This is a genomic window from Streptomyces sp. NPDC005878, assembly GCF_040629815.1.
Lineage (GTDB): Bacteria > Actinomycetota > Actinomycetes > Streptomycetales > Streptomycetaceae > Streptomyces.
In genome coordinates this window covers 198,218-211,331 of record NZ_JBEXWK010000010.1, presented here as the reverse complement: position 1 = coordinate 211,331, position 13,114 = coordinate 198,218, and the positions used below count along the sequence as shown (strand labels likewise).

Here is a 13,114-nt window from a genome sequence, read left to right as displayed (position 1 = left end):
CGGGGTGTGGGTGAGGGGGTGGGAGGAAGGGCGGGGGGTCAGACGGCGGTCGCGCCGGCCTTCTCGCCGTCGGCGAGCGCGGCCAGGAAGCGCTCGGCGTCGAGAGCGGCGGAGCAGCCCGTACCGGCGGCGGTGATCGCCTGGCGGTAGGTGTGGTCCACCACGTCACCGGCGCCGAAGACACCGGTCAGGTTGGTGCGGGTGGACGGCGCGGCGACCTTGAGGTAGCCCTCGTCGTCCAGGTCGAGCTGGCCCTTGAAGAGCTCGGTGCGCGGGTCGTGGCCGACGGCGATGAAGAGGCCGGTCACCGCGAGCTCGGAGGTCTCGCCCGTCTTGGTGTTGCGCAGGGTCAGGTGCGAGAGCTTCTGGTCGCCGTGGATCTCGGCGACCTCGCTGTCCCAGGCGAACTTGATCTTCGGGTCGGCGAAGGCACGCTCCTGCATCGCCTTGGAGGCGCGCAGGCTGTCCCGGCGGTGGACGATGGTGACCGACTTGGCGAAGCGCGAGAGGAAGGTCGCCTCCTCCATCGCGGTGTCGCCGCCGCCGACCACGGCGATGTCCTGGTCCTTGAAGAAGAACCCGTCGCAGGTGGCACACCACGAGACACCGCGGCCCGAGAGCTTGTCCTCGTTCGGCAGCCCGAGCTTGCGGTGCTGGGAGCCGGTCGTGACGATCACGGCCTTGGCGCGGTGGACGGTGCCGGCGGTGTCCGTGACGGTCTTGATCTCGCCGCTGAGGTCGACGGCCACGATGTCGTCCGGAACGAGCTCGGCGCCGAAGCGCTCGGCCTGCGCCCGCATGTTGTCCATGAGGTCGGGGCCCATGATGCCGTCACGGAAGCCGGGGAAGTTCTCCACCTCGGTGGTGTTCATCAGCGCACCGCCGGCGGTGACGGCGCCCTCGAACACCAGCGGCTGAAGCGACGCACGCGCGGTGTAGAGCGCGGCCGTGTAGCCGGCCGGCCCGGAGCCAATGATGATCACGTTACGGACGTCGCTCACGGGTTTCTTCCTCGTCTCTGCGGACTGCCTACTGCCTACCGGGGCCCGGTCCAGGACTCTCACCCCACCCAACGGATCCTACGGGGCGAGCATTCCCGGAGCGTCTCACCGACGGGGATAGACGTGGGTCAGCAGCAGCTTGCCCTTGGCGTCGGGTCCCGCGCTCTCGCAGGCCGCGTCGACGACGTACGCCTGGACCTGCGAGGCGTCCGTGGGGTGCGGGAAGACGACCAGGTACGCCCGGGTCCCCCGGTAGTCACCGGTCTCCGCGGCGAGCGGGGCCTGTGCGCTGCGGCCGGTGCCGGCCTGGACGCACGTCGGCACGGAGACCTCGGTGGCGAGCTTCGGTGAGTCCGATGTCACCCCGAGACCGGGCTTCTTGCCGGACGGAGAGGTCCCGTCGCTCTGCCCGGCCGGCTGGGAGGACAGCAGGGTCCGCACCTGCCCGGCGAGGGAGGCGGCGGAGAGGTCGGGCCCGTCCGCCCGGGGTGAGGCGGTGACGGACTTGTCGGCCTGGGAGCCGTCCGAGGACTGCCACGTCTGTACGAGGAGGACACCCACGCCGAGCGCCGCGGCACCGAAGACGGCTCCGAGCACCGCGTTGCGCCGCCGCCGGGGGGTGCGCCTTCGGCCCGGTCCGGTGGCGGCCCTGGGATGCCCGGCCGGCCGGTCCGCGGCGGGAACCTCTGCCGGGTCGCCGCCGAGCGATGTTTCACGTGAAACACGCGCCGCGCCGTCGCCCGTCTCCGCCCCGGGGGACTCGCTCATGGAGGGAGACACCGCCGTCGCCCCGACGGGAACGGGCGTCCCGGTGGGCGCCGTGGCGTCGAGGAGCGCCTCGGCGGCCAGGGCCGCGTCGATCCGTCCCGCGATGTCGGCGGGCATACGCGGCGGTCCGGGCAGGGTGCCGAGGAGTTCGCGGATCTCCGTCAGGGAGGCGTGGACGTCGGCGCAGAGGGCGCAGCCGTCCAGGTGCCGGCGCACGGCGGCGGCCCGGGAGGGGGGCAGCAGGCCCTCGTGGAGGTCGGAGATCTCCGAGACGTCCGGGTGCTGAGTCATGTCGGCCGTGGATGTCACGTGCGCCCACCTCCGCCCTTCACAGCTGCAGGATCTTGCGGTCCCGCATCCCTTTGTCCCGACGCAGGTGGGACGGATGTCCCCGGCGTCCGGTTCCTTCCCCCACCACCGTCCTGGCTATCCCCGGTGTCGTCCGTATCACCGCGCAGGTGGCCGAGCAGGGGTTGCAGCCGCGCCCGGCCCCGGGCGCAGCGGCTCTTGACCGTGCCGACGGGCACGTCGAGGATCTGCGCCGCCTCGGCCACCGGGTAGCCCTGCATGTCGACGAGGACCAGGGCCGCGCGCTGTTCCGCCGGGAGCGTCCCCAGGGCCTTCACCAGCTGCCGCTGGAGGTCCTGGCGCTCCGCGGGGGCCTCGGCCGACTCATGGGGCTCCAGGAGCAGCTCCAGGCGTTCCGCGTCGTCGACCGGCGAGGTCTTGCGGGACGCGGCCTTGCGGGCCCGGTCCAGGCAGGCGTTCACGGTGATCCGGTGCAGCCAGGTCGTCACGGCCGACTGGCCGCGGAAGGTGTGGGCGGCCCGGTAGGCGGACACGAGGGCGTCCTGGACGGCGTCGGCGGCCTCCTCGCGGTCGCCCAGCGTCCGCAGGGCGACCGCCCAGAGTCTGTCCCGGTGGCGACGGACCAGCTCGCCGAAGGCGTCGGCGTCACCGTCGACATGGCGTGCCAGGAGATCCTGGTCGCTCGTGTCGCCGTACGCGGCGTCGTCCAACGATGAGCCCCCTCCCCGCGCTGTCGGATATCCCTGCCGGGCCCGGTTCGCCGAACCGGGCCCGGCAGGGTCAGCCGGTGAACTTGACGTCCGTTATGGCCTGCTTGAAACCGGAACCGCTGAACTCGTCGGTGGCAGCGTAGGGCGCCGCCGTGATCCACAGAAGGACATAGCGGGTCTTGACCGGCTTCTTCGCCTTGAGAGCGGCGGAGGTGCCGCTCGTCGTCGTGGTGGCGATCTGCTTCATGGAGTCGACCGGCGTGCTCGGCGACAGGGAGTTGACCGCGTAGAGCGTCAGCGTCGTGTGGTCGCCCTCGTACCGGAGCCCTATCGAGGCCGTCGAGACGTCCTTCTCGGACCCGAGGTCGTAGACGATGCCGATGCCCTGCTTGAAGGGGGCGAGCCTGGGGCCGCCGACGTAGCTCTTGGAGCGCCAGTACGTGGAGGTGTCACCGTCGTAGGTGTTGCCCACGTCCTTGGCGTTCTGCGGCTTGCCGTCCGGGGCGTACTCCTGGGCGCCCTGGATGCGCAGCGGCATCGGCGCCTTCGGCTTGTCGCCCTCGCTCTTGTTCGGCTGCTGGGTCGTCCCGGACTCGCCGGAGCCCTTCTCGTGGCTCAGGAGCGAGTCCGCGAGCTGCCAGCTGCCCAGGCCGAGCGCGGCGATCAGCAGCGCCGAGACGGCCCACTTGATCGCCTTGCCGGTACGCCCCTGGAGGGCGGGCGGCGGAGCGGGCACGACCTGGGTGACAGCAGGGTGCGGGCCCGCGGGCGGGCGGCCGTAGGTGCCCTGCTGGTAGGTGGTGCGCTGGTACTCGGGCGGCGCGGTGAAGGCGGGCTCCGGCGGCCGGATGCGCGGCATCGCCGAGACGGCCTTGACCAGCTCGTCCGGCGTGGTGCAGGCCGGCTCCTGGCGCGAGGCGGTGGCACCGTCGTTGACCAGCGCCCGCATGGCGAGCTCGGACAGGCCGCGGTGGACGCCCGCGCGCACCTGGTCGGGAGCGATGAGACCGACGCCCTTGGGCAGGCCGTGCAGGCCGTAGGCGTCGCTGTCGTACGGCCAGCGCTGGGTCAGCGAGGCGTACAGCAGGGCGCCGATCGCCTCGGTGTCGGTGCGCTGGGGCGTGTCGGAGGTGATGCCCCGCAGCGCGGCGTTCACCGCGAGCCCGCGGATGCGGTACTGGCCCGAGGAGGTCCGCAGGACCGCGCCGGGGGTCAGCCGCAGATGGGCGAGGCCCTCGCGGTGGGCCGCGGCCATGGCCTGGGACACCTGGGTGACCAGCTGGTAGGCGTCGTGCGGCTCCAGCGGGCCGGCGGCGAGGAGCGCCGTCAGCTCCGTGGCGTCCGGCAGCCACTCGTGGACCACGTAGACGAGGTCGTTCTCCTCCACGGCGTCCAGGACCTGGACGAAGCGCGGATCCCCCAGGAGGGCGGACGAACGGGCGGCCGCGAGGACGGAACGCGCCCGCGGATGGTCCGCCGGGAGCAGATGGACGCCGACGGCGCGGCGGAGCTTTTCGTCGACCGCCCTCCAACTGCTGAAACCGTCCAGACGGGTGACGCACTCTTCGAGCCGATAGCGTCTGGCGAGCTTGTGGCCGCTGTGCAGCTCCGGTGTGGCGATGGAGGGCTCGGCGGGCTTTCGTTCACCGCCCGTGTCGCCGGTGCCCTGCTCCGCTGTGTCTGCCGTGTCGATGGATTCCGCCACCCCGTCGGTCGTGGCCCCGTCCGCCTTGGCGGTCAGCGGGTTGTCGCCGCTGTTGTCGGCCACGTCGACGGCAGCCGTGCTACGTTCCGCCACCGTCGTTCCTGCCTCCCCATCCGTTGCGTGCTGTCGGCCAGCCATGCAAAGTCCTGCCAATTGTGCCCACAGTCCGGCGCTATGCACGACACGCGGCGGCGGACGATGGTTGTGCGCGGGCTGCCGCACTCAGCGTCCGAGGCGCCCGCGCACCATTCCGACCATGGAGTTGAGCTCCTCGATCCGCATCTTCTTCGCCGCGACGAAGAAGACCAGGAGCAGGGCCGCCCCGCCCACCACGAGCGCGGCCAGCGAGCCGAGCGCCCCCTGGCCGACGGCCTTGAGGACGACGAAGCCGAGCGCGCCGCCGACCACCGCCGCCGGTACGGCCGCCAGGGAGAGCCTGGCGTACGTACGCAGCACGCGCGCCCCGTCCAGGTCGCCGCCGAGCCGGTTGCGCAGTCGGCGCCAGGCGACCCCCACGCCGACGGCGTAGGCCAGACCATAGGCGCCCGCCATGCCCACGACCGCCCACTGGGCGGGCAGGACGACGTAGCAGGCGGCCGAGGCGGCGGCGTTGACCGCCGCCACGATGACCGTGTTGTAGAACGGCGTCCGCGTGTCCTCGTACGCGTAGAAGCCGCGCAGGACGACGTACTGGACCGAGTACGGGATGAGGCCCAGCGCGAACGCCATGAGGATGAAGCCCATGGTCCGGCCGGCCTCGAGGCCGCTGGTGGAGTACAGCAGGGTGCACATCGGGACGCCGAGCGCGAGGAACATGAACGAGACCGGGACGATCGCGACGGCCGAGTTGCGCAGGCCCTGCGAGATGTCGTCGCGGACCGCGCCCGGGTCGTCGTCGTGCGCGGCGCGGGAGATGCGCGGCAGCAGGGCCGCCATCACCGAGACCGTGATGATCGCCTGCGGCATGCCCCAGATCAGCTGGGCGTTGGAGTAGGCGAGGAAGCCGGCTCCGTGCTCTCCGGAGGCCTTGCCGGCCGCGGTGGCGAGCTGGGTCACGACGAGCACACCGGCCTGGTTGGCGAGGACGAACAGCACGGTCCACTTGGCGAGGTGGACCGTCTTGCCCAGGCCGTGGCCCTTCCAGTCGAAGCGCGGACGGAAGCGGAAGCCGGTCTCCCGCAGGTACGGGATCATCGCCAGCGCCTGGACGACCAGGCCGAGCAGGGTGCCGATGCCCAGCAGGCGGATGCCCTCCGGCGGGATCGTCTGGACGCCCATCCTGGTCTCGCCGAAGGTGCCGTACACCCCGATGAACAGGCCGAACGTGCCGATCATGACGATGTTGTTGAGGACCGGGGTCCACATCATCGCGCCGAACTTGCCGCGGGCGTTGAGGATCTGTCCCATCACCACGTGCACACCCATGAAGAAGATCGTGGGCAGGCAGTAGCGGGCGAAGGAGACGGCGACGCTGTTGGCGGCCGTGTCGTCGGAGATGGTCCCCGACATCAGCTTGATCAGCAGCGGGGCCGCGAAGACGACGATGGCGACGATGGCGCCGAGCGCCACCATGACGAGGGTCAGCAGCCGGTTGGCGTACGCCTCGCCGCCGTCCTCGTCGTCCTTCATCGACCGCACCAGCTGCGGGACGAAGACCGAGTTGAGGCCGCCGCCGACGGTGAGGATGTAGATCATCGTCGGCAGGGTGTAGGCGATGGTGTAGGTGTCACCCAGCACCGAGGTGCCCAGCGCTGCCGTGATCACCAGGCTGCGGACGAAGCCGGTCAGCCGCGACACCAGCGTGCCCGCGGCCATGACCGCGCTCGACTTGAGCAGCCCGGAGGCGCGGCCACCGGACTTCTGCTGCGGCGTGGCGGGCAGCGGCTCGGGCTCCGGGGAGGCCGGGGCCGGTCCTGAGCCCTGCTGGTCGCGGTAGAGGTGCGCGAAGGCGTCCTGCTCGGGCGGCTCCTCGCCCGCCTGGGTGACCAGGTCGTCGACGCCCACGAACTGCGTGGTGCCGGCCGTGTCGCCGTACGGCAGATGGCGCGAGGGGCCGTCCGGCTCGGGCGGCGGGGTCTGGGCCCAGATCCGGGGGTCCGGCGCGTACTGCTGCGCGGGCGGCTGCTGGTAGAGCGGCTGCGGCTCCGCGTAGGTGCCCGGGGGCGGCGGCGGGTGCGCGGCGCGGTCGTACAGCGCCTCGGTCACCGGATCCTGGGCGTACAGATCCTGCGCCCGGTACGGATCGTTTCCGTAGGCGTCCTGGAAGTACGGGTCGGGCGCGGGCTGCTGCGGGGGCACCTGCTCGCCGTAGGGAGGCACCGGCGGCACCTGCTCGGCGTAGGGGGGCACCGGGGGCGTGTTCCCGGAGGACGCGGAGCCGCCGCCCGCGCCCTGCCCGCGGTCACCGTCGTACGGCGCGTTCATGGTTACCCCACCTCGTCGTCCCCGGCCTGGCCGGCCGCGGTGCATTGCGATAGCTCAATGCTCCACTTTCTCACCCGTGCCGGGCGAGGCCCCGCTTTCCGGACCGGTGTCCGGTGTCGGGTCACTCGGCTGCCCGGGATCGTCACCGTCGGCCGCCTCCGCCGCGTCCGCCTCGCCGGTCTCCTTCAGGGCCGTCGACCGCTTGCGGTGGGTGTACATCCTGATGCCCGCGAGGACGAGCAGCAGGACGCCGCCCGCGATCACCAGCATCACGGTCGGGGTGATCTCGGAGACCTTGACCGTGAACTCCATCGGATCGCCGTACGGCGTGCCGTCCTGCGTGTAGAGCCGGGCGGTCACCTGTACGGGGCCGTTGGCGTTCGCCGTGGCGGTGAACTTCACCGACTGGCTGTGGCCGCCGTCGATCTTGACCGGCTGCCCGCCGTTGGCGTCCTCGTTGGTGGTCACCTTGAGGCGGGAGGGGTTGCTCGGCTCCAGGCGCAGCACCAGGTTGCCCACGGGCTGGACCAGCTGGTTCTGCACGGTGACGGCGAGCGTGGCGCTGCGCCCCGACATGGTGGCCGTGGACTTCTGGATGAGCCGCACCTCGCCGGTGAGGCCGTCGAGATAGCTCTGCACCCCCGCCCGGTAGATCACGGCCCCTTCGCGGTCGTCGCGCCAGGAGGTCGACATCTCGCGGTTGATGGCGTTGCCGAAAGGCGTGACCACGCGGTCGGGGGCGGTCAGGACCACTCGGAACTTGTCCAGGGTGCCCTGGGTGCTCTTCATGTCCTGGAACGCCTGCACCGGCAGCTCCTGCCTGCGCAGCGAGCTGGGGTACGAGGAGGAGGACGGCACCCGGGCGGTGGCGCGCGCGTCCGGCTTGACCGAGGCGGCGGCGGTGAGGTCGAGGGGCTGGGTCCAGCGCTGCGCGCTCAGGGCGCGGACGGCGCTCGCCATCGTCTGGGCCTGGCTGGCGGACGGCATCCGCTGCGGGGCGACGACGATGCTGCGCTGCTTCTCGGTGTCCTGGAGCGTGATCGCCAGGGTCTGGGCGAGGAACTCCTGGACGGCAAGCGTGGACGTGCCGGCCCTGGACATGTCGCCCTCGAACGCGGTGGAGAGGCGGGCGTCGGAGACCACGGCCGTGGTGCCGCCGCCGATGGGCCGGGCGGCCGAGGGCGAGTAGGCGAGGCCGCCGGTCTCGCGGAGGCTGTCGCTGCGGGCGATCACGTTGTGGGCGCCCGCCGAGGTGGCCACGTCGACGATGGAGGGGTCGACCGCGCCCTGCACCGGCCAGGCGAAGTCGACCGAGGGCGTCACGTGGAGGATGGTCTCCACGGTCTTCTCGGCCACCTCGGTGGCGCCCTGGAGGTGGCTCAGCGAGCCCGAGACGTCCTTGCCGCGGTGGGCGAGCGAGGCGAGGTCCGGGTCGGCGAACGGCAGGGCGACGACCTTCTGGCCCTGGACCGCGTCCTCCAGCTTGCCCAGCCACTCCTTGGCGACGTCCTGGTTGGAGCCGGGCACGTCGGTGTCGCCGGACTTGACCCGGTAGTTGCGGGTCATCGCGTCGACGGTGGCGAGCAGATCGGGGTCGATCACCCAGGTGACCGGCAGCTCGTCGCCGAGCGCGACCATCCGCTCCAGCCGACCGCCGGGCGCGAGCTCCGCGGCCAGCTCGTCGTCGGCGAAAACCGGCGTCTGCTGCTCGTCCGAGCCCGTCTGGGCGGTGAGGTGGGTGGACGACATCAGCGGCCACAAGTAGGTGAGCTGCGACTTCTTGCCGTCGACGGCCTCGGGCTGCCACGGCAGGAAGGTCCGCTGGCTGCCCAGGACCTGCTCGTACGGCTGGCTCGCCGTCTGCCCGGAGACGGAGACGCCCAGCGCGTAGACGCCGTCGCCGTCCAGGCCCAGCTTGGCCACCGGCACGGAGAGCGTGAAGTCACGGCTGATCCCGGGGGCCAGCTTCGGGAACTTGACCGTGTACTTGTCGACCTCCACCCCGTCCAGACCCGGCGAGACACCGCCGCGCTGGGCGGCCTCGTCGATGCCGGTCCTGCCGTTGAGCCGCTGGCCCACCCGCAGACCCACATGGGCGCTGGTGACGGCCTGCCTGCCGGTGTTGGTGACCGTGCCGGAGATCGTCAGCGTGTCGCTCTTGACGGGGGCGCTGGGGGCCATCGAGTCGAGCGTCACCTGGACCGTGCGCGAGAGCGGCACCTTGTGCGGTACGGCCGCCGCGGTGGCGTGGGCCGCCGTGGTGGCGGCCGTACCGGACAGCAGACCGGCTATCAGGGGGGCGCCGACGAGCAGCGCCGCTGTGCGGCGCAACCATCGGCGGGCAGGAGAGGGGCCCATCCCCTGAGAATCTGCCGCCTCGGCCACGCGTCGCCCGTCCCTCGTCGTCGTCAGCTGTGTCGGTGGTTGTCGATTCCTGCGTCCACGCATGGTAACGAGGTGGACTGTGGCGAAGTGCCGTGGACTGCTCCACATGATCGGAAGAGTGTGCCAGGGAGCCTGGTGGGGCGGCCTCCCGGGGCTCCGTGGACCCCGCGAGCCGGTGAGGGCGGGGGCGGGCGGAAACGGTGACGCCCCGGGTCGGCCGGGCACGTACCCTCTTTTGTTGTGCCGAACGCCAATGAAGACAATCCCAGCGCCCTGAGCCAGGTGCAGCGCCGCGCGGTCAGCGAACTGCTGCGGGTCTCCCCGGTCGCCGACGATCTTGCCCGCCGCTTCCAGGAGGCCGGATTCTCGCTCGCCCTGGTCGGCGGCTCGGTGCGGGACGCGCTCCTTGGCCGGCTCGGCAACGACCTGGACTTCACGACCGACGCCCGCCCCGAGGCGGTGCTGAGGATCGTCCGCCCGTGGGCGGACGCGGTCTGGGAGGTCGGGATCGCGTTCGGCACGGTCGGCTGCCAGAAGGACGGCTACCAGATCGAGGTCACGACGTACCGCTCCGAGGCGTACGACCGCACCTCGCGCAAGCCCGAGGTGTCCTACGGCGACTCCATCGAGGAGGACCTGGTCCGCCGTGACTTCACCGTCAACGCGATGGCCGTGGCGCTCCCCGAGAAGGAGTTCGTCGACCCGCACGGCGGTCTGGAGGACCTGGCGGAGCGTGTCCTGCGCACCCCCGGGACCCCGGAGGAGTCCTTCTCCGACGATCCGCTGCGCATGATGCGGGCCGCCCGTTTCGCGGCACAGCTCGACTTCGAGGTGGCGCCCGACGTGGTCGCCGCGATGACGGCGATGGCGGAGCGGATCGAGATCGTCTCCGCCGAGCGCGTACGGGACGAGCTGAACAAGCTGCTGATCTCGGCGCACCCCCGCAAGGGCCTGCGGCTGCTCGTGGAGACGGGCCTCGCCGACCATGTGCTGCCCGAGCTGCCCGCGCTGCGGCTGGAGAGCGACGAGCACCACCGGCACAAGGACGTCTACGAGCACTCGCTCACGGTCCTGGACCAGGCCATCGCCCTGGAGGAGGACGGGCCGGACCTGGTGCTGCGCCTCGCCGCGCTGCTGCACGACATCGGCAAGCCCAGGACGCGCCGGTTCGAGCAGGACGGCCGGGTCTCCTTCCACCACCACGAGGTGGTCGGCGCGAAGATGACCAAGAAGCGCATGACCGCGCTGAAGTACTCCAACGACATGGTCAAGGACGTCTCGCGCCTGGTGGAGCTGCATCTGCGCTTCCACGGCTACGGCACGGGCGAGTGGACCGACTCCGCGGTGCGCCGTTACGTACGCGACGGCGGGCCGCTCCTGGACCGGCTGCACAAGCTGACCCGCTCGGACTGCACCACGCGCAACAAGCGCAAGGCGACCGCGCTGTCGCGGGCCTATGACGGGCTGGAGGAGCGGATCGCGCAGCTCCAGGAGCAGGAGGAGCTCGACTCGATCCGCCCGGACCTCGACGGCAACCAGATCCAGGAGATCCTGGGTATCGGGCCCGGTCCGGCGATCGGCCAGGCGTACAAGCACATGCTGGAGCTGCGCCTGGAGAACGGGCCGATGGAGCACGAAGCGGCCGTCGCGGCGCTCAAGGAGTGGTGGGCCGGGCAGAACTGAGCCGGCCCGTGCCATGTTTCACGTGAAACATGCGCCGTGGTTTCACGTGAAACACCGGCCGTGCCCCCACGTGGAACCCGCGCACTGTTTCACGTGAAACATCGAGCGTCCGGATACGCCGAGGGGCGGTGTTTCACGTGAAACACCGCCCCTCGCCCGCCGCCGGGACTACTTCTTGTAGTTCTCCAGGCAGAGGGTGAAGTCCTTGCTGCCACCCCTCTGCGTGTACTGCGAGTACTTGGTGGTGTCGCAGCCGCTGGCGTCGTCCTTCTTCTGCACGACCTTGAACTTGGCCTTGGAGTCGCCGCAGTCCACGACCTTCAGGTCCGGGTTCGTCGTGGAGTCGGGGTTGCCGATGCTCATGCAGTCGCCGACCTTGGCGGTGTCGGCGTCGTGCCGGCTGGAGTACCAGGCCGCGAGCGCGGCGCTCAGGACACCGACGATGACGACGATGCGGACGATCTTCTTGATGTTGCGGCGACGCGGCGGGACGGGCGCGGGCGCGTGGGGTATCCCGTCCTGGTTGAAGTAGGGCGACTGCTGCGGCGGGACTCCCGGCTGACCCGGCTGGCCGTACGGTGCGCCGCCCTGCGGCTGTCCGTACGGGGCTGCACCCTGGGGCTGTCCGTAGGGAGCGTTGGGCTGCGGCGCGTACGGGTTCTGGCCCTGGGGCGGCGGAGTGGACACGTGGGGGTTCCCCCTTGGTGAAAACAGATGATGTAGGACGCCCGTAAGGTAGCTGGCCCGGCTGACATCCCCGTCATCGGCAAGGACTCTGTGGCCCTGATGTGACACTCAGCCGCGCTGAAAGCGGGTCATAAACACCGCTACCACCGCGTAGACCAGGGAGACCGTGACCACCAGGGGCGCCGACCTCCCGTCAGGCGGCAGCATCAGCGCGGCAACCGCCGCGGCGCCGACGAAGGCGACGTTGAAGAGCACGTCGTACAGGGAGAAGACCCGGCCGCGGTAGGCGTCGTCGACCGAGGACTGCACCACGGTGTCCGTGGAGATCTTCGCGCCCTGGGTGACGAGACCCAGGACGAACGCGGCCACCAGCACGGGGCCGCGGGCGAACGCCAGCCCGAGGGCGGGCTCCAGGACCGCCGCCGTCCCCGCGCACACCGCCATCCACCGGACCGGCCCCAGCCGTGCCACCGCCCCCGGCGTCACCACGGCCGCCGCGAAGAACCCCGCGCCGGAGACGCCCACGGCCAGCCCCAGCAGCGCCAGCCCGTCCGAGGTGCCGTCGGCCCAGGCGTACCGGCAGAGCATCAGCACCAGTACGGTCAGCGCCCCGTAGCAGAAGCGCATCAGCGTCATCGCGGCCAGGACGCGCGCGGCCGCCCGGCGCTCCCTCACGTGGCGCAGCCCCTCGGCGAGTCCGCGCGCCGTCGTCCCGATCGCGGCGCCGAACCCGGGCGGTGCCACGTCCGGGTCGGGTCCCAGCAGCCCGGGCGGCAGCCGCAGCGACCACAGGGCAGCGGCCAGATAGAGGAGCGAGCCCAGCAGCACGACGGCGGCGTCCACCGGCACCACCAGCCGTACGCAGAAGGCAAGCCCGCCGCCCGCGGTCGCGGCAAGCGTTCCGGCGGTCGGGGAGAGGGAGTTGGCCATCACCAGCCGCTCCTCGTCCACGACGCGGGGCAGTGCGGCCGAGAGCCCCGCCAGGACGAAGCGGTTGACGGCCGTGACGCAGAGGGCGGAGGCGTAGAAGAGCACGTCGGGCGCGGAGGCGAGCAGCAGCAGCGCGGTGCAGCCGGCCAGCAGGGCCCGCAGCAGATTGCCGTGGAGGAAGACCTGGCGCCGCTGCCAGCGGTCGAGCAGGACGCCCGCGAACGGGCCGACGACGGAATAGGGCAGCAGGAGCACGGCCATGGCCGAGGCGATCGCCGCGGGCGAGGTCTGCTTCTCGGGGGAGAAGACGACGTGGGTGGCGAGCGCGACCTGGTAGACGCCGTCCGACGCCTGGGACAGCAGTCGTACGGCCAGCAGATGCCGGAAGTTCCTCAGGCGCAGGAGTACGCGCAGATCACGCACGACGGACATGGGGGCAAGCGTCACACACGCGGAGGGCCCCCGCGCCGGCATGGCGCAGGGACCCTCAACAGTCGGACGGTAGCAGCGAC

Annotated in this window: 9 protein-coding genes; 1 reads left to right on the top strand and 8 read right to left on the bottom strand. The window is 71.5% G+C overall.

The window, feature by feature from the left end:
• Positions 1 to 38 precede the first annotated feature (38 nt).
• From trxB to ABZ404_RS18180, 6 genes are all read right to left on the bottom strand, one after another.
• Positions 39 to 1,001, bottom strand: a complete 963-nt coding sequence (gene trxB / locus ABZ404_RS18205) for a thioredoxin-disulfide reductase (RefSeq protein ID WP_358833456.1) — start codon at positions 999 to 1,001, stop codon at positions 39 to 41.
• A gap of 105 nt (positions 1,002 to 1,106) precedes the next feature.
• Entirely contained in the window at positions 1,107 to 2,078 is a 972-nt protein-coding gene (locus tag ABZ404_RS18200; protein WP_358833455.1) for a hypothetical protein, read from the bottom strand.
• On the bottom strand, positions 2,075 to 2,788 hold the full coding sequence (sigM, locus tag ABZ404_RS18195; protein WP_358833454.1) for an RNA polymerase sigma factor SigM: 714 nt from the start codon (positions 2,786 to 2,788) through the stop codon (positions 2,075 to 2,077). The genes ABZ404_RS18200 and sigM overlap by 4 nt, the downstream gene beginning before the upstream one ends.
• Before the next feature lie 70 nt (positions 2,789 to 2,858).
• Positions 2,859 to 4,586, bottom strand: a complete 1,728-nt coding sequence (locus tag ABZ404_RS18190; RefSeq protein ID WP_358833453.1) for a serine/threonine protein kinase — start codon at positions 4,584 to 4,586, stop codon at positions 2,859 to 2,861.
• A gap of 129 nt (positions 4,587 to 4,715) precedes the next feature.
• Positions 4,716 to 6,917: a murein biosynthesis integral membrane protein MurJ gene (murJ, locus tag ABZ404_RS18185; protein ID WP_358833452.1), complete on the bottom strand. Its 2,202-nt coding sequence runs from the start codon at positions 6,915 to 6,917 to the stop codon at positions 4,716 to 4,718.
• A 54-nt stretch (positions 6,918 to 6,971) separates the two neighbouring features.
• Positions 6,972 to 9,302: a DUF6049 family protein gene (locus ABZ404_RS18180; RefSeq protein WP_358833451.1), complete on the bottom strand. Its 2,331-nt coding sequence runs from the start codon at positions 9,300 to 9,302 to the stop codon at positions 6,972 to 6,974.
• A 240-nt stretch (positions 9,303 to 9,542) separates the two neighbouring features.
• On the opposite strand from ABZ404_RS18180, the gene ABZ404_RS18175 reads away from it, so the two are divergent.
• Positions 9,543 to 10,985 (top strand): CCA tRNA nucleotidyltransferase, encoded by a 1,443-nt coding sequence (locus ABZ404_RS18175; RefSeq protein WP_358833450.1) that lies wholly within the window; start codon positions 9,543 to 9,545, stop codon positions 10,983 to 10,985.
• A 168-nt stretch (positions 10,986 to 11,153) separates the two neighbouring features.
• On the opposite strand, the gene ABZ404_RS18170 is transcribed toward ABZ404_RS18175, so the two are convergent.
• Entirely contained in the window at positions 11,154 to 11,672 is a 519-nt protein-coding gene (locus tag ABZ404_RS18170; protein ID WP_358833449.1) for a hypothetical protein, read from the bottom strand.
• A gap of 108 nt (positions 11,673 to 11,780) precedes the next feature.
• Positions 11,781 to 13,034, bottom strand: coding sequence for an MFS transporter (locus ABZ404_RS18165; RefSeq protein WP_358833448.1), 1,254 nt, complete (start codon positions 13,032 to 13,034; stop codon positions 11,781 to 11,783).
• Between the last annotated feature and the right edge of the window lie 80 nt (positions 13,035 to 13,114).

Bases quoted from the DNA above. Each gene is read 5' to 3' on its own strand.
- murJ (WP_358833452.1), bottom strand. From the start codon at position 6,917: ATGAACGCGCCGTACGACGGTGACCGCGGGCAGGGCGCGGGCGGCGGC.
- ABZ404_RS18165 (WP_358833448.1), bottom strand. From the start codon at position 13,034: ATGTCCGTCGTGCGTGATCTGCGCGTACTCCTGCGCCTGAGGAACTTC.